Annotated in this window: 25 protein-coding genes; 10 read left to right on the forward strand and 15 right to left on the reverse strand. The window is 63.4% G+C overall.

The window, feature by feature from the left end; genetic code table 11:
* From D0B32_RS32815 to D0B32_RS32405, 4 genes are all read left to right on the forward strand, one after another.
* Nucleotides 1-969, forward strand: a 969-nt coding sequence (locus D0B32_RS32815) for a polymorphic toxin type 37 domain-containing protein (RefSeq protein WP_259295230.1), incomplete at its 5' end; no start/stop codon positions are given.
* Between the two features lie 86 nt (nt 970-1,055).
* Entirely contained in the window at nt 1,056-1,373 is a 318-nt protein-coding gene (locus D0B32_RS31550; RefSeq protein WP_117338319.1) for a hypothetical protein, read from the forward strand.
* 118 nt (nt 1,374-1,491) lie between these two features.
* The gene (locus D0B32_RS31555; RefSeq protein WP_117338321.1) at nt 1,492-1,644 is read left to right on the forward strand and encodes an RHS repeat-associated core domain-containing protein; all 153 of its coding nucleotides are present in this window, start codon (nt 1,492-1,494) and stop codon (nt 1,642-1,644) included.
* Nucleotides 1,645-2,657: 1,013 nt separating this feature from the next.
* Nucleotides 2,658-2,957, forward strand: a complete 300-nt coding sequence (locus tag D0B32_RS32405) for a hypothetical protein (protein ID WP_147329593.1) — start codon at nt 2,658-2,660, stop codon at nt 2,955-2,957.
* Between the two features lie 22 nt (nt 2,958-2,979).
* Here the strand turns inward: D0B32_RS32405 and fliR are convergent, their stop codons facing one another.
* The 13 genes from fliR to fliF all read right to left on the reverse strand — a co-directional run bounded on the left by fliR (nt 2,980) and on the right by fliF (nt 15,961).
* Entirely contained in the window at nt 2,980-3,762 is a 783-nt protein-coding gene (gene fliR / locus D0B32_RS31565; RefSeq protein ID WP_117338324.1) for a flagellar biosynthetic protein FliR, read from the reverse strand.
* A 34-nt stretch (nt 3,763-3,796) separates the two neighbouring features.
* Nucleotides 3,797-4,066 (reverse strand): flagellar biosynthesis protein FliQ, encoded by a 270-nt coding sequence (gene fliQ, locus D0B32_RS31570; protein ID WP_117338326.1) that lies wholly within the window; start codon nt 4,064-4,066, stop codon nt 3,797-3,799.
* 70 nt (nt 4,067-4,136) lie between these two features.
* Entirely contained in the window at nt 4,137-4,904 is a 768-nt protein-coding gene (gene fliP / locus D0B32_RS31575; RefSeq protein WP_117338475.1) for a flagellar type III secretion system pore protein FliP, read from the reverse strand.
* Nucleotides 4,905-5,033: 129 nt separating this feature from the next.
* Nucleotides 5,034-5,675: a flagellar biosynthetic protein FliO gene (gene fliO, locus D0B32_RS31580; protein ID WP_117338328.1), complete on the reverse strand. Its 642-nt coding sequence runs from the start codon at nt 5,673-5,675 to the stop codon at nt 5,034-5,036.
* Complete coding sequence (fliN, locus tag D0B32_RS31585; protein WP_117338330.1) at nt 5,672-6,133, reverse strand: flagellar motor switch protein FliN; 462 nt, start codon at nt 6,131-6,133, stop codon at nt 5,672-5,674. The genes fliO and fliN overlap by 4 nt, the downstream gene beginning before the upstream one ends.
* Entirely contained in the window at nt 6,126-7,124 is a 999-nt protein-coding gene (gene fliM, locus D0B32_RS31590) for a flagellar motor switch protein FliM (protein ID WP_117338332.1), read from the reverse strand. The genes fliN and fliM overlap by 8 nt, the downstream gene beginning before the upstream one ends.
* A 55-nt stretch (nt 7,125-7,179) precedes the next feature.
* Entirely contained in the window at nt 7,180-7,689 is a 510-nt protein-coding gene (gene fliL / locus D0B32_RS31595; RefSeq protein WP_117338334.1) for a flagellar basal body-associated protein FliL, read from the reverse strand.
* Nucleotides 7,690-8,585: 896 nt separating this feature from the next.
* Nucleotides 8,586-10,139, reverse strand: a complete 1,554-nt coding sequence (locus D0B32_RS31600; protein ID WP_117338336.1) for a flagellar hook-length control protein FliK — start codon at nt 10,137-10,139, stop codon at nt 8,586-8,588.
* Nucleotides 10,140-10,387: 248 nt separating this feature from the next.
* Nucleotides 10,388-10,837 carry a flagellar export protein FliJ gene (gene fliJ / locus D0B32_RS31605; protein ID WP_117338338.1) on the reverse strand — a complete coding sequence of 150 codons (450 nt, stop codon included), beginning with the start codon at nt 10,835-10,837 and terminating at the stop codon, nt 10,388-10,390.
* A 2-nt stretch (nt 10,838-10,839) separates the two neighbouring features.
* Complete coding sequence (gene fliI / locus D0B32_RS31610; RefSeq protein ID WP_117338339.1) at nt 10,840-12,510, reverse strand: flagellar protein export ATPase FliI; 1,671 nt, start codon at nt 12,508-12,510, stop codon at nt 10,840-10,842.
* Nucleotides 12,504-13,190, reverse strand: coding sequence for a flagellar assembly protein FliH (gene fliH, locus D0B32_RS31615; protein ID WP_404935629.1), 687 nt, complete (start codon nt 13,188-13,190; stop codon nt 12,504-12,506). The genes fliI and fliH overlap by 7 nt, the downstream gene beginning before the upstream one ends.
* Nucleotides 13,177-14,172 carry a flagellar motor switch protein FliG gene (fliG, locus tag D0B32_RS31620; RefSeq protein ID WP_117338343.1) on the reverse strand — a complete coding sequence of 332 codons (996 nt, stop codon included), beginning with the start codon at nt 14,170-14,172 and terminating at the stop codon, nt 13,177-13,179. Before fliG ends, fliH begins: the two co-directional genes overlap by 14 nt.
* Entirely contained in the window at nt 14,162-15,961 is a 1,800-nt protein-coding gene (gene fliF / locus D0B32_RS31625) for a flagellar basal-body MS-ring/collar protein FliF (RefSeq protein ID WP_117338345.1), read from the reverse strand. Before fliF ends, fliG begins: the two co-directional genes overlap by 11 nt.
* Nucleotides 15,962-16,200: 239 nt before the next feature.
* Here fliF and fliE point away from each other — a divergent pair, with 239 nt between their 5' ends.
* From fliE to D0B32_RS31650, 5 genes are all read left to right on the forward strand, one after another.
* A complete protein-coding gene (gene fliE, locus D0B32_RS31630; protein ID WP_117338347.1) occupies nt 16,201-16,536 on the forward strand; it encodes a flagellar hook-basal body complex protein FliE in 336 nt (111 codons plus the stop codon).
* A gap of 233 nt (nt 16,537-16,769) precedes the next feature.
* The gene (fliS, locus tag D0B32_RS31635; RefSeq protein WP_117338349.1) at nt 16,770-17,213 is read left to right on the forward strand and encodes a flagellar export chaperone FliS; all 444 of its coding nucleotides are present in this window, start codon (nt 16,770-16,772) and stop codon (nt 17,211-17,213) included.
* Nucleotides 17,210-17,536 (forward strand): flagellar protein FliT, encoded by a 327-nt coding sequence (locus D0B32_RS31640; protein ID WP_117338351.1) that lies wholly within the window; start codon nt 17,210-17,212, stop codon nt 17,534-17,536. The genes fliS and D0B32_RS31640 overlap by 4 nt, the downstream gene beginning before the upstream one ends.
* Before the next feature lie 80 nt (nt 17,537-17,616).
* Complete coding sequence (locus tag D0B32_RS31645) at nt 17,617-19,131, forward strand: flagellar hook-length control protein FliK (RefSeq protein ID WP_117338353.1); 1,515 nt, start codon at nt 17,617-17,619, stop codon at nt 19,129-19,131.
* On the forward strand, nt 19,131-19,502 hold the full coding sequence (locus D0B32_RS31650) for an EscU/YscU/HrcU family type III secretion system export apparatus switch protein (RefSeq protein WP_117338355.1): 372 nt from the start codon (nt 19,131-19,133) through the stop codon (nt 19,500-19,502). Before D0B32_RS31645 ends, D0B32_RS31650 begins: the two co-directional genes overlap by 1 nt.
* Before the next feature lie 15 nt (nt 19,503-19,517).
* Here D0B32_RS31650 and D0B32_RS31655 read toward each other — a convergent pair whose 3' ends face one another.
* Both D0B32_RS31655 and D0B32_RS31660 read right to left on the reverse strand, forming a co-directional pair.
* Entirely contained in the window at nt 19,518-20,936 is a 1,419-nt protein-coding gene (locus D0B32_RS31655) for a coniferyl aldehyde dehydrogenase (protein ID WP_117338356.1), read from the reverse strand.
* Nucleotides 20,937-21,043: 107 nt separating this feature from the next.
* Entirely contained in the window at nt 21,044-22,720 is a 1,677-nt protein-coding gene (locus D0B32_RS31660; protein ID WP_117338358.1) for an isovaleryl-CoA dehydrogenase, read from the reverse strand.
* Between the two features lie 461 nt (nt 22,721-23,181).
* Between D0B32_RS31660 and D0B32_RS31670 the strand changes: the two genes are divergently transcribed.
* Nucleotides 23,182-24,816: a GMC family oxidoreductase gene (locus tag D0B32_RS31670; RefSeq protein ID WP_117338361.1), complete on the forward strand. Its 1,635-nt coding sequence runs from the start codon at nt 23,182-23,184 to the stop codon at nt 24,814-24,816.
* Nucleotides 24,817-25,033: the final 217 nt, after the last annotated feature.

A 25,033-nucleotide genomic window follows, 5' to 3' on the forward strand; every position in this document is an offset into this window, starting at 1 on the left:
GGGGTGAACCAGTACGGCTGGAATGGGCAGGACCTGCTCGCGCAGATCAGCGGCACGGTGAGCGCGAGCTTTGTCTACGACATGGACGGGCGGCGCGGCGACCAGACCGTCAACGGGCACCGGACGCAGTCGTTCTGGATCGGCGACGAACTGAGCTTCACGATTCCGGATAACGACTGGGCGCACCGTATGCGCCTGTTCTCGCCGTACCCGGAGAGCGGACTCGATGAGCTGACGTTCCGCCGCATTGGCGATGATGCCAGCGGGGACCGCTTCATCCTGCGCGATGCGAACAACAACGTGATCGCGCTCACGGATGCAAACCAGCAGAGCCAGACGCAGTACACGTACCAGCCGTATGGGGCGACTACAAGAACCGGTGCCGTGGATGTGAACACGCAGCAGTACACCGGGCGGGAGAATGATCCGACAGGGCTGTATTACTATCGGAACCGGTATTACGACCCGGTGACTTCGCGGTTCATCAGTGAGGACCCGGTTGGCTGGGCCAGTGGGCAGAGCAATGCGTATGCTTATGTGGGTGGGGATCCGGTTTCGCTGAGTGATCCGTCGGGATTGCAGTGGGCCTTTCCGATTACACCAGTACCTGTGCCGGGTGTCGGGCCGGGCACGGGTGGTCGTGTTCCACCTTGGTTTAACGACCTGGTCAACGGAATCACGTCGGCCAAGCCTCCAGGAAATGCCTATGATCCGAACGGACCGAAGGCGCCTGGTAAGCCCTCAGCGGCGGACGGATTTCAAGACCCCAAAGGGGGTGAAAATTGGGTACCCAATCCGAATCCAGGGCGGGGAGGCTCTGCATGGGGATGGGAAGATGCCGATGGGAACGTCTGGTGTCCGACTGGACAGGGCGGCCGAGCGCACGGCGATCCACATTGGGACATACAAGGACCGGGCGGTAAGTATGGAAACATGTATCCCGGCGGGAAATATAGGCCCGGAAATTAGTCAGCGATCGTTGTGGGTATTCGAAGCCGCGCAAGAGTGCGAACACGAATGGCGACAGATTTGCACTCCCTGATTAAGGAATAACTGTGAAAAATATACAGATCGTCGATGGAGCGGTTAATTGCGTGTACGACATATTTTCGGCGACAGACGAAGAGTTTGGCCTGATTTTTCCTTCTGGTCAGGACGTGGCATTCATTGATGAGATATATGAGTCGGGCGATCCAGACGAGTTGGACGAGGCATTTAAAAGAATTTGGCGCCGCCGCATAAGGAAAGTGGACGCTCAAGGCATACATGGAATAATTTTCTATGAGTTGGAAGATAAGAAAAAATTCTACCCTACTCGCAAGGACGAAGAGGCGATTAACCCGGACGGAACATTTCTACGAAGTCAATCCTGAGTTTTGGTAACGACGAAAAAGCCACATCTTGGCCGGATCATGTTGTTCGGTCTATTCGAGAAATGTGGCTACGACCCGGTCGCCCAACTGTGAACGGTGACGCGCCGCTGCAGTACCGATGTATTACTATCGGAACCGGTATTACGACCCGGTGACCTCGCGGTTCATCAGTGAGGACCCGGTTGGGTGGGCCAGTGGGCAGACCAATGCGTATGCTTATGTGGGTGGGGATCCTGTTTCGCTGAGTGATCCGTTTGGACTGGGGCCTTGAGATCAGCTATATGGGCTCCCACGAAACTTTTGGAGTTGGTATCGCGACAGTGGCAATATGAATGGAGAAAAGGGACCCAATGGCCAAGTGCCCAAGGATGAAGCACGCGCTGCATATTTAGAGTGGTTAAGACTAGGCAAGCCTGGCCCTCAATGCAAATGATGCGGCGCCTCGCGAAAGCCATCGTTAGGACAGTATATGAAACTTAACATCTGGGTTGATGCGCAATTCCACGGTTTGAAGGCTGTGCAGATCGACAGAATGAAAGAAGTCTTTTTCCGTTGAAGAGAGAGAGGGGCATGATGGGAAGAAAAAGCTTCATGTTTGGCTCTCGCCCACGGAACAGGTTGTCGATGATGTGGATGCAGAAATTCAAAATTTTCTGAGCACTCTGCTGAAGTGCGGATTCGACGAAAATTCAAATAACATTTTGCGTATCGCGATATTTTATAAATTGAGTGAGACGATCGTATTTTCGTTCTCGGCATCATCGCAAACGTTGAGACTGTTAGCCGATTGCGGGATGGCTCTCGAAACGGTCAGTTATCCGTGTTCTGATGACGAGGTTGACTTATGTCACGTCGATGTAAGGGCGTAAGCGCGCAGATGGAGCGGCGGCGTCGCGAATCCGTACTTGCTTTCCACGCTCAACACCTGATGGCGCTGCTCTTAAGCCGAACCAGATGGTGGCTCTAGCATCGCTACACATAAAGCCTCACGTCGATCTGCGGTTTCTTCCGTCAACGAATTAGATCAAGAGACTGCATGGCGAGCCGTCTTGGTGAAATATGCCCACGTTACATGATCCTATAAGAAACGCTTTTTCCGAGGTCTGTGGCTTGCCTGCTTGGCAGGTCCGCAAAGGCGTCGGATCGTTTCTTACTATCGAGTACGGTGACCCTCACCTGCGGATCCAGGAGTTGCGCTCACCGCGAACGGACTTGCCTGACGTACGCAAGTCCATAGACCGTCGCCGAGTAGTCGTGTCTGGGCGGTGGCATCTCTGGATCTATATGTGCAACTGGGCCATAAGCTCGAACGGCTTGCACCTTGCAGACAACGAAGCGTCGAGCAACTCCATCAACGAAGCTTTGCAATATCTAGATGGGCAAAAACTGCTGTCGGTCGAGGTCTCGCCGACAGAGGTAAAGACGGTCTTCCGATTCGATCTTGGCGCGGAACTAGTGACATGGCCATACCTGGAAGAGGGCGATCGATATGAAGATCAGTGGCTATTCTACGACTATAAGGAGAAGCGGGTAGGAACGCTAACAGGCGATGGGACCTGGCTGTCTGAGCAGTTAGATACTTGAGCGTCGCACCAGGCACCGACACCTACCTCAACCCCGCCGCCACCACCCCCATCCTCTCAATCCCGCTATCGAAAAGTCTCGCAAAGAACGGGATCATGTTCGGCACCATCAGTTGCAGCAGCAACATGCCGACCAGCATGGTGAGCGGGAAGCCGATCTGGAACACGCCGATCTGCGGCGCTGCGCGATTCAGAATACCGAGCGCGAGGTTGGCAATCAACAACGCCGCCACCACCGGCAACGACAGCAACAGCCCCGACGAAAAAATCGTACTGCCCCAGGTCACGAACGAACGAAAGCCCGGCGCGCCTAACAGGTCCCCGGAGATGGGTGCAGACTGGAACGTCGCGATCAGCGCGCTGATCATCTGCAGATGCCCATCCAGGACGAGAAACACCAGCATCGCGAACACGTTGAGGTAGCTCGACAGCACGGCGCTCGATCCTTCGGCCTGCTGATCGAAGAAGGTCGCGAAGCCAAGGCCCATGCCCAGGCCCACGAACTCGCCGCTCGCCTGGATGGCAGTGAAGACGACCTGCATTGTCAAACCCAGCGCCGCACCGATCAGAAACTGGTTCACCATGATCCACACGCCCACCGCGGAAAATACCGTGGCCTGCGGCATGGGGCCGAGAGTCGGCGCAACGATGAGCGTGATGAACGCGGCCAGGCCGATTTTCACCGCAGTCTGCACCGACATGTTGCCGAACACCGGCCCCGTCGCCACCAGCGCGAGAATCCGCACGAACGGCCACAGAAACGCGGTCATCCACGTGTTCAGTTGCGCGTAAGTGACGGAGAACATGGCAGGGGCGGGGGCGTGTGCGCGGGCGCGGACGTCAGTTGGTGAGCGTCGGAATGTTGGTGAGCATCTGACGCAGGTAGTCGAGCATCGTCGTCATCATCCACGGGCCGGCAATCACGAGCGTGACGGCGATGGCTAGCAGTTTCGGAATGAACGACAACGTGCTTTCGTTGATCTGCGTGGCGGCCTGGAACAGACTCACCACCAGACCGACCACCAGCGCGACCAGCAGGAGCGGCGCGGCCAGCAGGAAGGCGACGTACATCGCCTGGTGCGCCATAGCCATGACGGATTCGGGTGTCATGATGAGTGAGCCGGAAGCAGTGATTGTTGAGAGAAGAAGCCGAACCAGTCAGACTGGTTAAATCGGCCCGCTAGACGAAGCTCTGCGCGAGCGAGCCGATCAGTAGCTGCCAGCCGTCCACCATCACGAACAGCATCAGCTTGAACGGCAGGGAAATCGTCGAAGGCGACACCATCATCATGCCCATCGACATCAGCACGCTGGCCACCACCATGTCGATGATCAGGAACGGAATGAAGATCGTGAAGCCAATCTGGAAACCGGTTTTCAGTTCGCTCGTAACGAAGGCCGGCACCAGCAGCGGCAGCGGCACGTCTTCAGGACCTTGCATGGGCGGCGCGTGCGAAATGCGCGCGAACAGCGCCAGATCGGTTTCGCGGGTTTGCCGCAGCATGAAGGTCTTGAATGGCGCAAGGCCACGCGTGACGGCTTGATCCATCGGCATCGAGCCTTCGGAAAACGGTTTGTAGCCGTCGTTATAAGCTTTGTCCAACACCGGCGACATCACGAACAACGTGAGAAACAGCGCAAGACCGATCAACACCTGATTCGGCGGCGTGGTCGTGGTACCGAGCGCCTGACGCAGCAGCGACAGCACGATGATGATGCGCGTGAAGCTCGTCATCATCAGCACCATCGCCGGCAGGAACGACAGCATCGTGAGCAGCAGCATCGTCTGCACGCTCAGCGAATAGGTCGTGCCGCCGTTCGGTCCGGGACTCGTATTGAAGGCGGGCAAGCCGGCCGTTTGCGCGAACGACGACGACGGCAGCATCATCAACAGGACGGCGAAAACGGGTAGTGCCAGTGATGCGAAGGGGGCTACGTGTCGCAGCATCGCACGCACACGCTGACCGCGAGTTGAACGAGCGTCGGAGATACCGTGCGAAGCGTCGTGCGGGAGGTCGTGCGAGCCGACGCGCAACGCGGCGGACGCGTCGCGCCCGGTGTGATGACTGAACTGCATTTACTGATCCCCGCCGTCTGGCCGGTTGAAACGTTTGCCCACGTGCTTGCCGACTTCGCCTTTGAGCGCCTCGCGGAAGCGTTGGCCGAAGGTGCCGGGCAGCGTGGTGCTGGCGCCGGTATGGATGTCGCGTGCAAGGGTGCCGGTGGAAGAACTGTCCGCTCCGGTCGAACCTGCCGGCATGCTGTGCAGCAGACGCACATTGCCGGGGGCGGCGCCCAGTACGAGCCAGGTATCGCCAATCTCGACGACCGTCACGCGCTCCTTGCCACCCAGCGATGCGCCGCCGATGGTCTTCACCAGACCACCCCGGCTGCCGCCAGGCTGCAGACCGAAGCGGCGCGCGAGCCATGCACAGGCAAACACGAGACCAATCACGGCGATGAGGCCAAACACGGTTTGCAGCACCGCGCCCACGCCGAGTGCCGGAACCGCGGTGCCGGCGCCTACGGTGGAGGCCATCTGCGCGGCGTGATTGACGGCATTCAAGTCGGCCGCGCGGACGCAGAGCGGAGTGAGCGCCAGGGTCGACACGCCGCCGAGAGCAGCGATGACGGCAAGCCGGGTCTGGATGAACAGCGACCGCAAGCCATCGCCCTCGTTCCGTTCAGGACGCGCACAGCGTCCGGCAAAGCGTTTCATCGATTCAGCTTCCGGATCCGCTCGGACGGCGTGATGATGTCGGTCAGGCGGATGCCGAACTTGTCGTTGACCACCACGACTTCGCCTTGAGCGATCAGGCAGCCGTTGACCATGACGTCCATCGGTTCACCTGCCAGGCCGTCGAGTTCCACCACCGAACCCTGCGCGAGTTGCAGCAGGTTGCGAATCGCGATCTTGGTGCGCCCGAGTTCGACGGTCATCTGGACGGGAATGTCCAGGATCATGTCGATGTCGTTGCGCGTCGAGTTCGGTTCGACCTTCGAGAGCGGCTGGAACACGCCGGCCGTCGTCGCGCTCACGGCGCCGTTGTCGTTCTGCTCGGCGAGGGCGCTGGCCCAATCGTCGAGCGCGACGTCGTCGGAAGCCGCATCGATACTGCCCAATTGCGCCTCGACGGGCGGCAGCTCCGCGCCAGGCGTTGCATTCAGCTCAGTCATATCCACCTTCCTTCATCGTGTCCGCTGCGCTGATCATCTTCTGGACCCGCAACGCATATTGACCATTGAAAATACCGTAGCCGCATTCCATCACCGGCACGCCATCCACTTTTGCGGTGATGTGTTCGGGGATGTTGATGGGCAGCACATCGCCCTTGCGCATATTCAGAATCTGTTCGAACGTGATCGGGATGGTCGCGAGATCCGCGCTCAGTTCCACTTCCGCAGCCTGCACCTGTTGCGACAGCACCCGCACCCAACGGCGGTCGACATCAGCGGCCTCGCCCTGGATGGGTGACGACAGCACGTCGCGGATCGGTTCGATCATCGAATACGGCATGCAGATGTGCAGCGTGCCGCCGGTCGAGCCGAACTCGATCGAGAACTGCGTGACGATCACGATTTCGTTGGGTGTCGCGACGTTGGCGAACTGCGTGTGCATTTCCGAACGGACGTACTCGAACGCCAGCGGCCGCACGCTTTTCCACGAAGTCGTGTAGTGCTCGAACACCAGGTTGAGCAGCTTGCTGATGATGCGCTGTTCGGTGGTCGTGAAGTCACGGCCCTCGACGCGGGTATGGAAGCGCCCGTCGCCGCCGAACAGGTTGTCGACCACGAAGAACACCAGATTCGGGTCGAACACGAACAGGGACGTCCCGCGCAACGGCTTCACGTGGACCAGGTTCAGGTTGGTCGGGATCGGCAGGTTGCGGGTGAATTCGCTGTACTTCTGCACCTTCACCGGCCCGACGGAGATTTCCGCGGTGCGCCGCATGAAGTTGAACAGACCGATACGCAGCAGACGCGCGAAGCGGTCGTTGATGATTTCGAGGCCGGGCATCCGGCCGCGGACGATGCGTTCCTGCGTGGCGATGTTGTACGGCCGGACACCGGAGCGGTCATGCTGCTCCGAATCCGCGTCGGACTCGCCGGTGACGCCCTTGAGGAGGGCATCGACCTCCTCCTGGGACATGAACTCTTCGTGGCCCATTCCTATTCCTCGTGCGTCCCTTGGGGGTTGATGATGGCAGCAGCGTTACGCAGCGTCACTGCACGACGAATTCGGTGAACAGCACGTCTTCGATCTGGACGGGCGCATCGCCCTTGTCGGTGGGCTGTTCGATGAGTGTCTTGAGTTCCGTGGCGAGCGCGCGCTTGCCGTCGAGCGGCGCGAGGTCGTCCGGGTGCTTGTTCGATAGCGCGAGCAGGATGCGGCTACGCACTTCGGGCATGTGATCGGTGAGTTCCTGCTGGATCTTGGCGTCGCTGAGCTTGAGCGTGAGACCGATCCGCAGGTAGTGCTGCTGGCCGTCGTCGGATTGCAGATTGACGGTCATGGGTTCGAGCGGGAAGAACACCGGCAGCGGCGCCGGTGCGGGCGCAGCGGGTTGCGCGGCAGCGGGGGCTGGCGCATGCCGGGACATGAAGAACCAGACGCCGGCGCCGGCCGCGCCTGCCGCGATCAGGGCGATCAGCACGATCAGGAGAATGCGCTTCATCGGGCCGGGAGCGGCCGGCTGAATGTTGCCTTGCGGGTTTGCGGTGGTCGATGCCATGTTCTTGCTTGCCTTAGAGCGGGTAGATTGAATTGTTGTTGATTCAAGCGTCGCTTGATGGGTCGAAAAGAGGGGCGTTTGGGGGGTAATCCTGGGTTTGCCTTTTGTTTTATTGGCTCTGCCGGGTTGGTGGTCGTTCTTCGGATGTTGGTCTTTGTTTGTCTTTTGTCGGTCTGGTTGGGGTTTTTCGGGTTGTTGCTCTTCGGGCGTTGGCCTTTCCTTGTTTTCTTATCGGTCTATTTGCGTTGCCCCTGTGCGGGGCGGCACCTACTTTTCTTTGCCTGCCGCAAAGAAAAGTAGGCAAAAGAAAGCGGCTCACACCGCTAACTTTTAGGTGTCCACCACTAGCCTCAACCCGAAGTGGTCCGAGACGAGACCCTCCCTCGCACCACCCGCCCCCGTGACAAAGCCATCATCCGCTCCACTTCGCGCTCCGCGCTCCGTTGACGGGCATAACCCCACCGGTGCCAGCTGTGCCGCCCACGCCAAACTTGGGGGGCAAGCCGATAGGGTCACGCACGGAAACGTGCGGCCACGCGCGAAGCGCGTAGGCCTTTAGTTGACCGGACCGGCGACGCACGGAGTGCGTAGTCGGGATGAATGACTGCTGTGCCGCGAAAGCTGGGTGAGTGGGAGACGATCTCGTCTCGGACCAATGCCGGGTGAGCGGCGGGGGGAGACACCTACAAGCTGGCGGTTTGAGCCCGCTTTCTTTTGCCTACTTTTCTTTGCGGCGGCAAAGAAAAGTAGGTGCTGCCCCGCACAGGGGCAACGCAAATAAACCAAAAGCAAAACAAGGAAAGGCCAACGCCGCACGGCGATCAAACGGCGACGCAAATAAACCGATAAGAAAACAAGGAAAGGCCACCTATCCAGCCGTCTGCAAGACAAAAAAACTAAGCAAACGTATCCACCAACCCCACAGACCGCCGAACGGCAACATTAGCAACGACAGAAGAATCGTCACCAGAGCCATCATCCCCGCCGGAGGCAAAACCACCAGACTGCCGGGAGGAACGACCAGAAGAGCCCTGTTGCTGCTGCCCAGCCTGGCCAGCAAACCCATCACTCACGCTGGCACTCCCCAACCCAATCCCGTTCGACTGCATCGCCTCACGCAATTTCGGCAGGGCCGCCTCGACGGCCTCCCGCACCTGCGCATGCTGCGAAACAAACAACGCATGTGCATGGTTATCGGCAACCTGCAGCACGACCTGTAATGGTCCGAGATCCTTCGGGTTCAAGGTCAGCTCCGCGCTCTGCTGATGCGCGTTCGTCAGAAACACCACTTTCTGCCCCAACGCATCTTCCCAGTCGGAACTCCCAACCGTCGGCGCCAAAGTCGTCGCGGCTGCGGCTGCGGCTGCCGCCGCCGGGTTCGTGGCCTGCGTCGCGGCGGTCGTCGCACTGGCGGCCGCCGCCTGAGTCGCAGCCAGCGCGGCATTCGTCGCATCCGTCGTGCTCTTGAGCGTCGCATCCGCGGTCTGCGTGCCGGTCGCGTTCGCGCTGGCCAGCGCGTCAGCCGCACTCTTTGCCGCTGCTGCATCCGTGGAGCCTGACGCGCTTGCCGTCGTCGTTGCGTCCAGCTTTTCGCCCAGCTTGTTTTTGGCGTCGCCCAGCATCGTCCCGGAGGCAAGCGTCTTGCCATTCGTCGATGCGTGCAGCGACACGCCCGCATCGGCGCTCGCGCCTGCTGTGCCCGCGGTTGCATTCGCTGCCGTGCCCACCGCTGCGGCCTGGGTCGGTACCGCACCCTGCGCGCCGTTCATCGCGGCCAGCGCGGCCTGCAAGGCGTCGGCTGCTGTCTTTGCATCGAGTCCGGCCTTCTTGCCTGTATGCGTGTCGTCTGCGGTCGTGGCGGCGGTGCCGGCTGCTGCGATCGTGCCGTCCGCTGCGTCTGTGCCGGCGTCCGTGGTCGTGTCGCCGGCCGCGTTGGCGGCGCTCGCCTGAAGCTGCGCCTGGGCGTTCAACTGGGCAGCGAGCGCGGCCGCCGCGGCGGAAGTCGTCGCGTTGCCGTTGCTGGCCGTCTTCGACTTGCCATCGCCCCGGTGTGTCGTGGTGCTGCTGTGACCCGTGGTCTGCTGCGCATTGTCAGACGACGCCGTGCTCGTGCTGCTGCCCTGGCTGCTGTCTGACGAAGAATTCGAGCTGCTGGATGCCTGGCTGCCCGACGCGTTCGACGCGCTAGACGATGAGGCACTCTGACTACCCGACGACGACGCGGACGAAGCCGACGAAGCGGAAGACGACGCCGAGGACGAAGACGACGTGCTGGTCGACGGCGCACTCGACGCGCTGCTGCTGGCGCTTTGCGACGCGTCGTTCTGCGAGTCGATGCTCTGTTGCAAGGTCTGCGAGAACGGCAGTGCGCTCGCGGCGTCGGCTGACGAACTCGTCGGCGTGCTGTCCGACGAACTGAACAGCGCACTGATTAACGAAAGTGGCGACATGGCTGATCCTGTCTATCCAGTCAATCGCCAGGCGTCCGGAACGAACCGGCCCGGCGGGGTTTGCAGCAAATGAGCTACTGAATGATCAAACGGTTGAATCGCTTACGGACATCAACGCGGGCTGGCTAAGGGTGCTAATAAGGGTGCTGACAACGGTGCTGATACCGGCGCTGCGAACGGCAACGCCGACGAGCGGTGCATCGCGCGGGGGCGGGGCATCAAAGCCGCCACACGGCAACCACCGCCCATCAAGCCCCTTCGGCACGCATCCGCAGAATCCGGGCGGCGTGCTCGTCGGCGTCGCGTTGTTCGCGGCGCGCATGCTTCTGCGCTTCCGCTGCATCGCCGCGTGCCTGCAACACTTCGTACGATCCGAGCTTCTGCTTGTTGCGCTGCCAGTCCGGCTTGGCAGTCTCGACCCGGCCATTGGCGACGTTCACCAGCCTGCGCTGCTGTTCGATCGCCGCATCGAGCGTGTCGATAAAGGCCTGGAAGTTGCGCATGTTGCCGGCCGGCATCCCCGATTGCGCGGAATTCGTGAAGCGCGCGTGATACTCGTCGCGATAGCGCACGAGGGCGTCGAGCTGCGTCTGCGCATCGGCGGCTTCGCGCTGGGCACGGCCCAGGCGTTGCGCGGCGGCGTCCACATCGTCCTGTGCGAGGTCGATCAAGGTCTTGATCGGGAAGTGCTTCGCCATCGTTAGCCTCCTTGGGCAAACAGCGCGTTGAGTCTTTGCAGGCTGCCATCGAAGTCCGCGCACTCGCGAAAGCCCTGCTGCAGGAAGGCTTCGATGCGCGGATACAAGGCAATCGCCCGGTCGAGCAACGCGTCGCGTCCACTCGAATAGGCGCCTACGTTAATCAGGTCGCGGTTACGCTGGTAACGCGACAGCATCTGTTTGAACAGACGCGTTTTTTCCAGATGCGGGTCGTTGATCAGCGCGGTCATCGCGCGGCTGATCGAGGCCTCGATGTCGATGGCTGGATAGTGGCCGGCTTCGGCCAGCGAGCGCGACAGCACGATATGGCCGTCCAGAATCGCGCGGGCCGAGTCGGCAATCGGGTCCTGCTGGTCGTCGCCTTCGGTCAGCACGGTATAGAACGCGGTGATCGAACCGCCGCCCGCCGGGCCATTGCCGGTGCGCTCGACGAGCGCCGGCAGCTTGGCAAACACGGAAGGCGGATAACCCTTGGTCGCGGGCGGCTCGCCCACGGCCAGCGCGATCTCACGCTGCGCCATCGCGTAACGGGTCAGCGAATCCATCAGCAGCAGCACGTGCTTGCCCTGATCGCGGAAATATTCGGCGAGCGAGGTCGAATAGGCGGCGGCCTGCATCCGCAGCAGCGGCGACACGTCGGCCGGCGCTGCGATCACCACGGAGCGCGCCAGACCTTCTTCGCCGAGAATCTGTTCGATGAACTCCTTCACTTCGCGGCCACGTTCACCGATCAGCCCGATCACGATTACTTCGGCGCTGGTGTAGCGCGCCATCGTGCCGAGCAGCACCGACTTGCCGACGCCCGATCCGGCGAAGAGGCCCATGCGCTGGCCACGTCCTACGGTGAGGAGCGCGTTGATCGCGCGCACGCCGACGTCGAGTACCTTGTGGATCGGTTCGCGGTTCAGCGGGTTGATGGTCGGCGCGGAGAGCGGCGCGTCCATCTTCGTGCCGAGCGGGCCGAGCCCGTCGAGCGGACGGCCGGAGGCGTCGAGCACGCGCCCGAGCAGTTCCCAGCCCACCGGCAGACGCTTTGCACCGGCCATCGGATCGGCGATCGGCGCGCTTTCGAGCGGATAGACACGGGCGCCGGGCAACAGGCCGATCACTTCAGTAGTCGGCATCAGGAACAGCTTGTCGCCGGCAAAGCCCACCACTTCGGCTTCGGCCATCGGCAGCGAGCTGCCCTGCGGCAACTCGATCATGACTTCCGCGCCCACCGACAGGCGCAGTCCAACCGCTTCCAGCACGAGACCGGCAGCGCGCGTCAGGCGTCCGCAGGCGCGCATCGGCTTGGCGAGCGCGTTACGTGCGCGCAGCCCGTCCAAGTGCGCGCGCCAGGCGTTCATATGGGGATTGTCGGCCAGCGCGGGGTCCGGCGCGTAAGCGTGTGCGTGCCCGAGGTTCACGCTGGAAGCCGGCGCGGAGTCGCGGCTCGCAGGGGCGAACGTCGCGGCCGTGTGACCGTGGCGCGGATCGCGCGGGGCGGCTTTGGCATGGGGGGCATGCGAGGCATTCGCAGCGTGCGAGCCGTGCGTGCTCTCGAGCGGTTCGGCGGCCAGCGCCTCGGCCCCGAAAGAGGCCAGCGCCAGCTCCTGTTCGAGCGGCGTCAGATCGCTGGCGCGGATCTCTTCGATGGTCGGCTTTACCATGTGCTTGCCTTGCCGAGTGCAGCGGCGACGCGCTCCCAGCGTGTCTCGATACCGGCATCCACTTCGCCGGTGCTGGCGTGGGCGCGGCAACCGCCGCGCTCGACCGCCGGGTCGGTGCGCACGGACCAGCCGCGCGCCTGCAGTTCTTCCATCAGATACGCTTCGACCACCGGCAGGTCAGCCGGGCTCACCACCAGATGCGGTGCGCCGATCAGCGCGGGCTCGGCGGCCAGCACTTCGCGGGCGGCGGCGATCAGCGCAGCCGGGTCGTGTTGTACGTGCTGGCGCACCACCTGCTGGGCGATGTCCAGTGCGAGCGCAACCAGCGTTTCCGAAATGCCGTGCTGGGCACCGTCGAGCGCAGCCTTGAAGGCTTCCGCGAGCGCGGCGAGCCGTGCGGCTTCTTCGCGCGCTTCGGCCTGGCCCTGGGCAAAACCTTGCGCATGTCCCTGATCGTAGCCAGCCTGATAGCCGAGCGCCTGACCGGCAACGTGGCCGGAGGCGACGCCCTGGGCGTGCGCGGCGTCGCGCAGACGTTGCAGCTCGGCCTCGAAAGCGCCTTCGTCGACTTCGGGTTCGGCCGGCGGCGCGGGCGGCACCGGGTCGAACGAGGCCATTTCCCAGCGCTGATAGGCCGAGAGGCTCACCTTGCGCGTGGTTTCCTGATCAGACATACGCATCTTCCGCCTTGCCGCCTATCGCGATCTGACCGCTTTCCGCCAGATTGCGCACGATCTGCAGGATGCGGCGCTGCTGCGTTTCCACTTCGGAGACGCGCACCGGACCGCGTGCATCGAGGTCTTCGGCGAGCAGTTCCGCGGCCCGCTGCGACATGTTCGAGAGGAACTTCTGACGCAGCGCGGGCGGTGCGCCCTTGAGCGAAATGATCAGCGCTTCCGACTCGACTTCCTTCAGCAGCAACTGGATCGCGCGGTCTTCCAGGTCCAGCAGGTTCTCGAACACGAACATCTGGTCGATGATCTTCTGCGCCAGCTCCGCGTCGTACTGGCGGACGTTTTCGATCACGCCTTCTTCGTGGTTGCTCGACATGAAGTTGAGAATTTCCGCGGCCGTGCGGATGCCGCCCATCGGGCTGCGCTTCAGGTTGTCGCTGCCCGACAGCAGGCCCGTCAGCACGTCGTCCAGTTCACGCAGCGCCGCCGGCTGGATGCCGTCGAGCGTGGCGATACGCAGCAGCACGTCGTTGCGCAGCCGGTCGGTGAAGCAGGAGACGATTTCGGAGGCCTGATCGCGATCCAGGTGAACGATGATGGTCGCGATGATCTGCGGGTGCTCGTTCTTGATCAGCTCGGCCACCGCAGCGGAATCCATCCACTTGAGGCCTTCGATACCGCTCGTGTCGCTGCCTTGCAGGATCCGGTCGATGATCGCGCCGGCCTTGTCGTCGCCGAGCGCCTTGGTCAGCACCGAGCGGATGTAGTCGCTCGAATCCAGCGACAGCGCGGTGTGCTGTTCGGCTTCGCGCACGAACTCGAGCAGCACCTCGTCCACCTGTTCACGGGTCACGTTCTTTAGCGCGGCCATTGCCACACCGATCTTCTGGACCTCGCGCGGGCCTAGAAACTTGAATACCTGCGCGGCTTCTTCCTCACCGATCGATATCAGCAGGAGCGCGCTCTTCACTACGCCTTCAGCGCTCATCGGACACCCAGTTCTTGACGACGGTTGCTACGATCTTCGGATCCTGGCGCGCAATGTTGCGTGCGTATTCCAGGTTCCGCTCGAATTTGTGTTTCTCGCTTTCGAACGACATCAGTTCGGTGTCGCCCTCTTCGATGGCGGTCACGCCGTTGCGCTCGGCTGCCGGAATGCCGTCGAGCAGCACCGGCTCGTCCGAGGACAGCAGGGCGGCAGCGGGCGGCGCCGGCGGCGGGAAAGCGCGGCGCACGGCCGGCTTGACCATCACGAAGTAGAGGAACAAGGCCACTGCGCCAATTCCCACGTACGTGGCGATCTGCTTGGCAAGCGCGATCATGTCCGGCGTGCGCCACCACGGCAGGTCGGCGTTCGGGTCGACTTCCGACGTGAAGGCGCTGTTCACCACGTTCACCGAGTCGCCGCGCTGCGCGTCGAAGCCCATCGCGTCCTTCACCAGTTGATTGACCTGGGTGAGCTTGTCGGCGGTGAGCGGCTGCATCGTCGCGTGGCCCTTGGCATCCACGACGCGCAGATAGTTGACCACCACCGCCACCGACAGACGCTTGATGCCGCCCATCGACTGCTGGTAATGCCGCACCGTCTTGTCGAGTTCGTAGTTGGTGGTGGCGTCCTTGCGGTCGCTGATCGGGATCGACGGCGCGCCGTTGCCCGCACCGTTCGGCGCATTCACCGGCGCCGAGGCCGGCTGCGGCGGCTGGTTCGACAGCGCGCCCGGCACGCCGGAGGCGCCGCCACTCGACTGCTCGGTGTCGGTGCTGGTCTGCTGGCTGCGGATAGCGGCCTGCGACGGGTTGTTGTTCGGGGCGAAGTTCTCCGAGGTCTGTTCCACCTGCGAGAAGTCGACGTCCGCGCTCACCTGCGAGTGCGCATTGCCGGCGCCGAACAGCGGCGCGAGGATCGCGTCGATGCGCTGCTGCGTGTTGTGCTCAATCTGCTGCACATACTTGAGTTGCGTCGCGTCGAGCCCGGCGGCGGAGGCCGGTTGCGTGAGCAGATTGCCGTCCTGATCGACGATGGTCACGCCACGGGCCGGCATATCCGGCACCGCCGAGGCCACCATATGGGTGATCGCCACGACCTGGCCTTCGTCGAGCATACGGCCGGGGTACAGATTCACCAGCACGGAGGCGGACGGCGCTTCCTTGTCGCGCACGAACACGGACGGCTTCGGGATGGCCAGATGCACGCGGGCCGAGCGCACGGTGGAAAGCGATTCGATGGTGCGTTCCAGTTCGCCTTCCAGTGCACGCTGGTAATTGATCTGTTCGGCGAACTGGCTGATGCCGAACTTCTCGTTGTCCATCAGTTCGAAACCCACCGAGCCGCTCTTCGGCAAGCCTTGCGAGGCGAGCCGCAGACGCATCTCGTGCACCTGGTCGGCCGGCACGAGGATGGCGCCGCCGCCGTCTGAGAACTTGTAGGGAATGTTGGCCTGCTGGAGCGCGGCGATGATCGAACCACCGTCCTGATCCGACAGGTTGCTATACAGCACCTTGTAGTCTGGGGCGCGCGACCACAGCCACAACCCGACCACCACGGCCACCAGCACGGCCACCGCGAAGATCAGCGGGGCGCGCGGATTGCCGCGCATCTGCGTGAGGCCGGACAGGCGTTGGGTGAAGTTGCCGCTGAGGTTGCCGCCGAGACCGCCGCCGCTAAGGTCCGCGGCGCCGCCTGCCTGGCCGGCGCTGGGCGCGCCTGCGCCCGGCTGCGTGCCGGCGAGGCCCATGCGGGCGTCGGGGTTGATCAACGAGTTGGCTGACGAATCCATGCGTCGGGTATCTCCGGGGGGATGCCTGGGGTCCTGCCTGCCACTTCACCGAGGTCGGCGAGGCGCATGGACAGAGACTTTCACGATTGGAATTATGCGCAGGCGCACACAAGCCGATTGCTCGAATAGAGCGGGGTTTCCCCCCTACTTTCGCGGCTTTCGCCAAACCCCCGCTGCTATGCTTTCGCTCAGATCGGCGGGGTTCGCCATGCCGGTCGACCTTCCTTCTGGAGAGAACAATGACCATGCCCGTGAACGCGCTCTCGTCGGCGCTGCAACAGATGCAGTCGATGGCGGCGCAGGCAGCCGGCGGCACCGAGACAGCAGCCGACCAGACCAACGCCGCGAATTCGAGCGGTTTTGCGGCGGCGCTCAAGTCGTCGCTCGACAAGATCAGCGACGATCAGCAGCACGCCGTGGGCGAGGCAAAGGCGTTCGAAGTGGGCGCTCCCAATGTGTCCCTGAACGACGTCATGATCGACGGTCAGAAAGCCAATCTCGGCTTCCAGTTCGGTCTGCAGGTGCGCAACAAACTGGTGTCTGCCTATAACGACATCATGCAGATGTCAGTCTGACGGGTGCCGCCGCGCATTCTCACCGCAATCGTTCTGATGCCCGCTTGTCGGGCGTCAGACGGTTTGCATGCTGAGTAAGCATTCGCCCCATTCCGCCTTAAACCTCCTTACCGCGGCCTAAAGCTTTCCGGCTGCCTATCCGATAACCCGGGTACAGGCAGAAATCCGGACGCGAATCATGCGTCCGGATGCCATCTCAAACTTTCCGAATCCGCACGACAGGAGAAGCGCCGATGTTTTCCCCGGGACACGCTGGAGCCAACGCATATGCACGTGTCGGCGTCGAGACGGGCGTGCTGGGCGCAAGCCCGCACCGTCTGATCGTGATGCTGTACCAGGGAGCCCGGCAGGCCATTGCTCAGGCGCGCATGCACCTGCAGCAGAACGGGCCGCGCTCGGTGGCGGCGCGCGGAGAGGCGATCAGCAAGGCAATCCGGATCATCGAAAGCGGGCTGCAGTCGTCGCTCAACGTGGAGGCGGGCGGCGAGGTTGCGGAGCGTTTATATGCGCTGTACGGGTATATGACGCGGCGGCTGTTCGAGGCCAACGTAAAGACGAGCGAAGCGATGCTGGTCGAAGTGGACGGCTTGCTGGCCACGCTCGAGGAAGCCTGGATCGGGATAGCTCCGGAGATCGCGCGGATGGCGACACAGCCAGCCGCGGAAAGTGTGAGATGACATCGAATACAGAATATTTTGCCCGCTACGAGGCAATCGCAGCGATATCCGCACGCATGCTGACAACCGCGCGCCGCGCTCTCTGGAACGATCTGGTGCTGTTGCAGGAGGAATACCGACATTTGGTCGACGCGCTCAAGGAAGCGGAAACCGGCGTGCGGCTCAATGAGCGTGAACGCGCCCGCAAATTCGACCTGATCCGCCAGATTCTCGCCGACGACGCGGCGATCCGCGATCTCGCGAACCCACGCATGGCGACGCTGTCGGCGCTGTTCGCCGGCCGCCAGGCGCGCGTGTTGAAGGAACTGTACGGCGCAGGCTGAGCGCATCCAGGTCTGCGCGTGCCGTGCGCAGCCAGAAGAAGAGATGAAAACGCGACGGCGTTTTCTTACGAGGAACCGGCATGAACGGAATCGACACGGCCATCGCTTCGCTGCTCGCGAGCCGGGTCGACAGTCTGCTCAACATCGCACCCGGCGCGACCAGCACGGCACAGGCCGGCGCGTCCACGGTCGGCGTCGACACGCCGGCCACGCCTGATATATCCGGCAACACCGAACCGCCAGCCTCCGCGCAAACCGCGCTGTCGGCCATTGCGCTGACGCTCAATGCGATCGTGCTGTCCGGCGGCGAAGCGACCCCGGCCGTGGTCGGCCAGGCGCCTATCTGGCCGGCGGCGCCGGCGCTCGACGTCGAAATCACCGAACTCCCCTTATTTGAATCGCTGAGCGGCCAGGCGGATGCGGCGGCCTTGTTTTCCGCGGGCGCGGGCTCGGCCTCGGGCCTGGGTGGCGCGAATACCGCAGCCGCGCAAGCGGCCAGCGCCTCCGCCGATCCCGCCGGCGCCGCGAACGTGACGGCGGCCAATGTGGCGGCATCCCCTGTGCCGGTGGCCGCGTTGGCGGCGGCGCTCGAACAGACCGTGGCGGGCAGCGGCCTTTTCTACGAAGCGCATCTGGCGCAATGGCTGGCGGGTCAACTGACCCCGGCGGATCTGGCCAGCGAACCGCAAAACCGCCTTGCCGATGGCGCGACGCAACTGCCGCTCAATTGGGCCGCCGATGCCGAGGTCGTTCAGCCCGGCAATGGCTCGGCTACGTCTTCGACGGCTGCGTCGCAGCAACCGGGGCGCGCCGGCACTGCACAGAGCGGCGCGACCGCGGATAGCGCCAATGCCCGCGTCATGCCGTCGATCCAGACGCCGCAGGCGGCGCGCTTTGCAGCCTCGGAGATGCTCGCCGATTCCCTAACGGAACTCTCATCGCAACCGGACCGCGCCGCGCTGCACGCCGCGAGCGTCGGGCTCGGCGACACGCCGACCCAGGCCACGCAATCCGTGGCGGCTGCCATCGACGCCGCCACGGTGCCGCTGGTGCGCCAGCAGCTCGATATGCTCGCGACCGGTCAGTTCCGCTGGACCGGCGAAGCGTGGCCGGGCGCGAAGCTCGACTGGACCATCCAGCAGGACGGCGACGAATGGCAGCGCAGCGGCGGTGGCGCCGCCAGCGAGCAGGACTATCCGTGGCGCACCCGTCTTACGTTGTCGCTGCCGCTGCTCGGCACCGTCGACGCCGAACTGACGCTCACCGGCACCCGACTCGCGGCGCGCGTGCTGGCGAGTCCGCTCGGCGCCGCGCGGCTCAGCGGTCAAAGCGAAGGATTCCGGCAGCGCCTGGCGGCGGCTGGGATCGAACTGAGCGGCCTGTCGATCCGTGAGATTGGCGGCGGCTCGCCCGGCAGCGCGTTCAATGCGGCCGCTGCGGCTGCCGCGCAGGCCGCGGCGGCATCGGCTTACGCGCGCTCGGCGCCGGCCACGGAAGTGCTGCCGGCCGAGCGTCGCAGTGCCCGTGGCGAACGCACGACGCGTGCGCAGCGTCCGCTCCAGAAAGCCGACAACGATTTCGACTGGGACCTGTGATGAGCCGCACGGTACGCCGCAGCGCCGCAGCGCTCGTCTATGACGCAAAGGGCAACGACCACGCACCGCGCGTGATCGCGAAGGGCTATGGGCTGGTCGCCGACATGATCGTGCAGCGCGCGAAGGAAGCCGGCCTGTACGTGCACGAGGCGCCGGAAATGGTGTCGCTGCTGATGCAGGTGGACCTCGACTCACGCATTCCGCCGCAGCTTTATCAGGCGGTGGCGGAATTGCTGGCGTGGCTGCATCGGCTGGAAAGCGGCGCTGCCGACGAGACGCCGTCGAACGTCGTCGACGTGGTCGCGACGGCAGCCGAAACGGCGGCCTCGAATGCTCAACGTCCTGCCGCCACGGATGCACCGGGCGGCTGAAACAAACCGGTGCGCCTAAAAGCGCATCATCAACTTCAACAACGCCTTGACGCGCTTGCCGTACGGCGGCGCGATCAGCCCGCGTCCATTCCAGCGGGCCTGGGTCAGTACCGGTTTCATCTTCGAGAACGTCACGAAACCGTCGTAGCCGTGATAGGCGCCCATCCCGCTCGCTCCCACCCCGCCAAACGGCAGGCTTTCGCAGGCCAGATGCATCAACGTTTCGTTGACCGCCATGCCGCCCGCAATGGTTTCGCGCTCAACGCGGCGGATGGTCGCCGCGTCGTCGTCGTACAGATAGAGTGCGAGCGGGCGGGGACGCGCGTTGATGTAGGCGATCGCTTCGTCGAGCGTGTCGTACGGGATGACGGGCAGCAGCGGTCCGAAGATTTCTTCCTGCAGTAGCGCGCACGTATCGGGCGTGTTCGTCACGGCCATGAGCGGGAAACGTCGCGCGGCAGCATCCGCTGCGCCATCGGCGAGCAGATGCAGTTGCGCGCCTGCGGCTACGGCTTCATCCGCGAGGCGCTGTAGACGGGCGAAGTGACGCTCGGAAATGATCGACGTGTAGTCGCGGTTGGTCGCGAAGCCGGGGTACATCGCGCTCATCCGGGTGCGCGCCCGTTCGATGAACGCCTGCTCCTTGCCGCGCGGCACCAGCACATAGTCCGGCGCGACACAGGTCTGCCCGGCATTGAGCGTCTTGCCGGCGACGAGGTTATCCACCGCGTTGTCGAAGCGTGCCTGTGGCCCGACGATGGCCGGCGACTTGCCGCCCAGCTCGAGCGTAACGGGCGTCAGATGCTCGGCCGCCGCGCGCATGACCTCGTGCCCGACTCGGGTCGAACCGGTGAAAAGAATGTGATCGAACGGCTGCGCGCTGAATGCGGCGGCGAGTGCGGCGTCGCCATTCACCACGGCCACGTGGTCGCGCGCGAAGGTGCGACTGATCAGTTGTTCGAACAATGCCGCGGTGCGCGGCGTCAGCTCCGACATCTTGATGATGGCGCGATTGCCTGCCACGAGCGCGCTGACGAGCGGACCCGCTGCAAGCAGCACCGGGTAATTCCACGGTGCGATGATGCCCACCACGCCGAGCGGTTGCGGCACCACCTTGGCGCGTGCAGGCAGCAGCCACTTGTTGGTGCTGCGTCGCTGCGATTTCATCCAGCGTTTGCCGTGCTTGAGCGCGCCGTCGATCTCGCCTTTCAGCAGCAGGAATTCCGCGAGCAACACTTCTTCCTTGGCGCGATTGCCGAAGTCGGCGTTCATCGCGTCGGCGAGTGCGTCGCGATGGTCGAGGAGCATGGCGCGCAGGGCCTTCAGATGCGTCGCGCGGGTTTCCCATGACGGGTAGGGCGCGCGCAGATACGCGTGACGCTGCTCGCGCAGCAGGGCTTCGAGCGACGCAAGCTCCGGCAAATCGTTTTTCATGCTGTCTCCCTTGCTGATGTCGGGGCGCGGTGGACCGCGCTTTGTTTTGTTTCGTTTCGGTGATTCAGTCTTTTGATGATCCGGCGAGTGGCACGGGTTCACTCATGTCATGACACCTGGAACGCCCGTTCGACGATGGCCGCGTGATCGAAGCCGGCGGGCAGCGTGCCGTACACGCGCCCCCCTTCGCCGCGTTCGTCACCGAGCCGGGTTGCGATGAACGCATCGGCTACGGCTGCTGGCGCGTGCCGCAGCAGCAAGGTGGCCTGTGCGATCAGCACGATCTGCTGCGCGATGCGCCGCGCCGACGCTTCACGCGATTCTGGCGCGCCGTGCAGCATGGCGCTCAACCGTTCCAGCGCCGCACGCAATGCAGGGTGGGCCTGCGCGTCCGACTGCCACGCGGCGAACAGTGCCTGCGCGGCTTCGGCTTCACGTTCGATGGCGCGCAGCACGTCGAGGCACATCACGTTGCCCGAACCTTCCCAGATCGAGTTGACCGGTGCCTCGCGATAAAAGCGCGCCATCGGTCCTTCTTCGACATAACCGTTGCCGCCCCACACTTCCATCGCCTCACCGGTGAATTCGAGCGTGCGCTTGCAGACCCAGTACTTCGCCGCGGGCGTGACGATGCGGCGCCATGCGCGCTCCTCGGGGACGCTGGCGCTGTCTTCGAACGCGCGGGCGAGACGCATGAACAGCACGGTGGCGGCTTCCGACTCCAGCGCGAGATCGGCGAGCACGTTGCGCATCAACGGCTGCTCGACGAGGTGCCGCCCGAAGGCGCTGCGATGCCGCGCGTGGTGAATTGCCTGCACCAGCGCCGCACGCATCAGCGCGGCGCTGCCGATCACGCAATCGAGCCGCGTGTAGTTGGCCATTTCGATGATGGTCGGCACGCCGCGCCCTTCATCGCCAATCAGGATGCCGAACGCGTCGAGGAATTCGACTTCGCTGCTGGCGTTCGAACGGTTGCCGAGCTTGTCTTTCAGACGCTGGATCTGCACGGTGTTTTTGCTACCGTCCGGCGCGAAGCGCGGCACATAGAAGCACGACAGTCCCTCGTGATCCTCGGTGCGTGCGAGTACCAGATGCGCGTCGCACTGCGGCGCGGAGAAGAACCATTTGTGGCCGACCAGCCGGTATTCGGCGCCACGTCCAGTGCCGCGCGTGGCGAAGGCACGCGTCTGGTTACTGCGCACGTCCGAGCCACCCTGTTTCTCGGTCATGCCCATGCCGATCAACGCCGAACCCTTTTGCGCGAGCGGCAGGTCGCGTGGGTCGTGTTCGCGGGCGTAGAGCTTGTCGCGCAGCGTGTCGAACAACGCGGGCTCGCGTTGCAGCACGGGGATGCTGGCGAAAGTCATCGTCGTTGGGCACAGCGAGCCGGATTCGAGTTGCGCATGCAGGAAGTAGCCGGCGCAGCGGGCAGGCATCGCGCCGCGCTGCGGATCGGAGAATGGCAACGCATGCAGACCTTCGCGTCGCAGCAACGACAACAGTTCGTGCCACGCGGGGTGAAACTCGAGTGCGTCGATGCGCTCGCCACGCGGACTGTAGGTGAATAGCTCGGGCTTGTGGCGGTTCGCGAGTTCGGCGAGTGCGAGCGTTTCAGGTGAGGTGAGCGCGGCGCCATCACGCAGCAGCGCGTCCCGATGCCAGCCCGCGCCTTCGCGTTCGAGGGCGGCGGTGAGCGCGGCATCGCTGGCAAACAGGTTGTAATTCGCAAGCGGCGGAACCTGATTCGTGACGTCGTGCGTCTTGCCGGGATATTGCCGTTCCATCTGCTGTCTCCATTGCTCCGGTTGCTCGGTCTGGCGCACGGTGTGGTCCGGTTTTGGCCCAGTCGTGGCGCAGTGGTGTGTGCATTCGCGGTTTGAGCGCGGTGAGCGCGCTGTTTGACTTGCCGCGATACCGCACGCCCGCTCGCAACGAATGCCTGGCACTGCGTTTGAATTTACCGCGCACGGCGCGTGGCCATGCCGTGCATGCGGATGACGATCAAGGCTTCCCGGTGCCGGGCGGCGTGGCAGCAGGCGCACGACTGACGTTCGCGATGACACCGTGCCCACGCTTCCCACGGCCTTTCATCATAGGGGCTGAGGTCTCCTACGTTTAGAGGGAAGGCTCTGACGCGAAGTTGCCTCAATGGCGTCACGCTCCCTACAATGCGCTGAAAACACACGTAGACAAGTGTGCACGAGACAGCGGGCGCCAGCAACGGGCCCGCAATCCGGAGGAGCGCATGCAATACGACTACATCATCGTAGGGGCGGGCTCGGGCGGCTGTGCGCTGGCGAGTCGTCTCGCGGATCGCTGCCCTGACGCGACGATCGCGCTGATCGAAGCCGGTCCGCACACGGATCGCAATCTGTTCGTCAACATGCCGGTCGGCGTGGCGGCGCTGGTGCCGAATCAACTCAAGCTCAAGACCAATTACAGCTACGAGACCACCCCGCAGCCGGGACTGGCGGGGCGGCGAGGCTACCAGCCGCGCGGGCGCGGGCTGGGCGGTTCGAGCGCGATCAACGCGATGATCTACACACGCGGGCATCCGCTCGATTACGACGAATGGGCCGAGCTGGGCTGCCACGGTTGGACGTGGTCAGACGTGCTGCCGTATTTTCGCCGCGCGGAGGGCAACGAGCGCGGTGCCGATGCATGGCACGGCGCCGACGGGCCACTCACCGTGAGCGATCTGCGCTTTCGCAATCCGTTCTCGCAGCGCTTCGTGCAGGCGGCACAGGAAGCCGGTCATCGGCTGAATGGCGATTTCAACGGCGCCGAGCAGGAGGGCATTGGTTTTTATCAGGTCACACAACGCGACGGCCGACGTTGCAGCGTGGCGCGCGCCTATGTCTACGACCGCGCGCGGCCGAATCTGCACACGCTGACGGATGCGACGGTGCTGCGCGTGGTGTTCGACGGCAAAGCGGCGCGCGGCGTCGAAATCGTGCGCGGCGGGCGCACTGAAACACTGGAAGCGCGTGCCGAGGTGATCCTCGCGGCGGGCGCCTTCAATTCGCCACAACTGCTGATGTGCTCGGGCATCGGGCCGGCGGCGCAGTTACAGGCGCTCGGGGTGCCGGTGCTTCACGACGCGCCGCAGGTGGGGCAAAACCTGATCGATCACGTGGACTTCACGATCAACAAGCGGGTGGCGTCGATCGAGCCCACCGGCTTTTCGGTGCGCGGCATTGCCCGCATGCTGCCGCAGTTCGTGAGCTTCATGCGGCACGGCACGGGCATGCTGTCGAGCAATGTCGCCGAAGCCGGCGGCTTTCTGAAGAGCCAGCCGACGCTGGATCGTCCGGATCTGCAATTGCATTTTTGCGCGGCGCTGGTCGACGATCACAACCGTCGTATGCACTGGGGGCACGGTTATTCGCTGCACGTGTGTGTGCTGCGTCCGCACAGTCGGGGCACGGTCACGCTCGCCAATGCTGACGCCCGCACGGCGCCGGTGATCGACCCGCGTTTCCTGAGCGATGCGCGCGATCTCGATCTGCTGCTGGAAGGCGTGTACATGGCGCGGCGGATTCTCGATGCCCCAGCACTTTCGATGCATGGCGGCGAGGAGCTGTACACGCATGCGGGTCAAAACGACGCCGCGCTGCGTGCCACCATCGCCGCGCATGCCGACACGATCTATCACCCGGTTGGGACCTGCCGGATGGGGAGCGACGCCGCGGCGGTGGTCGATCCGCAGTTGCGGGTGCGCGGCGTGTCCGGTCTGCGGATCGTGGATGCCTCGGTGATGCCGACGCTGATCGGCGGCAACACCAATGCGCCGACTGTGATGATCGGCGAGCGCGCCGCGGATTTCATCGCGGCGGCGCGGCGCGGGGTGGAGCATGCGTCGGCTGGGGTGACGGTATGACAGAATAAATCGCGTGAATCGTCGGGCGTTTAGTCGTTTAATCGTTTAAAGGAAATGCGCCTCGATTGATAACGCGCAAATATTGTTCAAAATCGTGACTGGTATTTTTGTCATTAATTGATTGAATTTGAGCGGGGTTCTTGTGGGGTCATCCGACAGAATTAAACTCAGTTATTGTCGGATATGTGCGTGTCGCGTGATGCGGCTGCACGCCTTG

The organism is Paraburkholderia sp. DHOC27, from assembly GCF_003429005.1.
GTDB lineage: Bacteria > Pseudomonadota > Gammaproteobacteria > Burkholderiales > Burkholderiaceae > Paraburkholderia.

Coding starts and splice junctions, on each gene's coding strand:
- D0B32_RS31555 (WP_117338321.1), top strand. CDS start 1,492: ATGTATTACTATCGGAACCGGTATTACGACCCGGTGACCTCGCGGTTC.
- D0B32_RS32405 (WP_147329593.1), top strand. CDS start 2,658: ATGTGCAACTGGGCCATAAGCTCGAACGGCTTGCACCTTGCAGACAAC.
- fliR (WP_117338324.1), bottom strand. CDS start 3,762: ATGTTCTCCGTCACTTACGCGCAACTGAACACGTGGATGACCGCGTTT.
- fliQ (WP_117338326.1), bottom strand. CDS start 4,066: ATGACACCCGAATCCGTCATGGCTATGGCGCACCAGGCGATGTACGTC.
- fliP (WP_117338475.1), bottom strand. CDS start 4,904: ATGCTGCGACACGTAGCCCCCTTCGCATCACTGGCACTACCCGTTTTC.
- fliO (WP_117338328.1), bottom strand. CDS start 5,675: ATGAAACGCTTTGCCGGACGCTGTGCGCGTCCTGAACGGAACGAGGGC.
- fliN (WP_117338330.1), bottom strand. CDS start 6,133: ATGACTGAGCTGAATGCAACGCCTGGCGCGGAGCTGCCGCCCGTCGAG.
- fliM (WP_117338332.1), bottom strand. CDS start 7,124: ATGGGCCACGAAGAGTTCATGTCCCAGGAGGAGGTCGATGCCCTCCTC.
- fliL (WP_117338334.1), bottom strand. CDS start 7,689: ATGGCATCGACCACCGCAAACCCGCAAGGCAACATTCAGCCGGCCGCT.
- D0B32_RS31600 (WP_117338336.1), bottom strand. CDS start 10,139: ATGTCGCCACTTTCGTTAATCAGTGCGCTGTTCAGTTCGTCGGACAGC.
- fliJ (WP_117338338.1), bottom strand. CDS start 10,837: ATGGCGAAGCACTTCCCGATCAAGACCTTGATCGACCTCGCACAGGAC.
- fliI (WP_117338339.1), bottom strand. CDS start 12,510: ATGGTAAAGCCGACCATCGAAGAGATCCGCGCCAGCGATCTGACGCCG.
- fliH (WP_404935629.1), bottom strand. CDS start 13,190: ATGCGTATGTCTGATCAGGAAACCACGCGCAAGGTGAGCCTCTCGGCC.
- fliG (WP_117338343.1), bottom strand. CDS start 14,172: ATGAGCGCTGAAGGCGTAGTGAAGAGCGCGCTCCTGCTGATATCGATC.
- fliF (WP_117338345.1), bottom strand. CDS start 15,961: ATGGATTCGTCAGCCAACTCGTTGATCAACCCCGACGCCCGCATGGGC.
- fliE (WP_117338347.1), top strand. CDS start 16,201: ATGACCATGCCCGTGAACGCGCTCTCGTCGGCGCTGCAACAGATGCAG.
- fliS (WP_117338349.1), top strand. CDS start 16,770: ATGTTTTCCCCGGGACACGCTGGAGCCAACGCATATGCACGTGTCGGC.
- D0B32_RS31640 (WP_117338351.1), top strand. CDS start 17,210: ATGACATCGAATACAGAATATTTTGCCCGCTACGAGGCAATCGCAGCG.
- D0B32_RS31645 (WP_117338353.1), top strand. CDS start 17,617: ATGAACGGAATCGACACGGCCATCGCTTCGCTGCTCGCGAGCCGGGTC.
- D0B32_RS31650 (WP_117338355.1), top strand. CDS start 19,131: ATGAGCCGCACGGTACGCCGCAGCGCCGCAGCGCTCGTCTATGACGCA.
- D0B32_RS31655 (WP_117338356.1), bottom strand. CDS start 20,936: ATGAAAAACGATTTGCCGGAGCTTGCGTCGCTCGAAGCCCTGCTGCGC.
- D0B32_RS31660 (WP_117338358.1), bottom strand. CDS start 22,720: ATGGAACGGCAATATCCCGGCAAGACGCACGACGTCACGAATCAGGTT.
- D0B32_RS31670 (WP_117338361.1), top strand. CDS start 23,182: ATGCAATACGACTACATCATCGTAGGGGCGGGCTCGGGCGGCTGTGCG.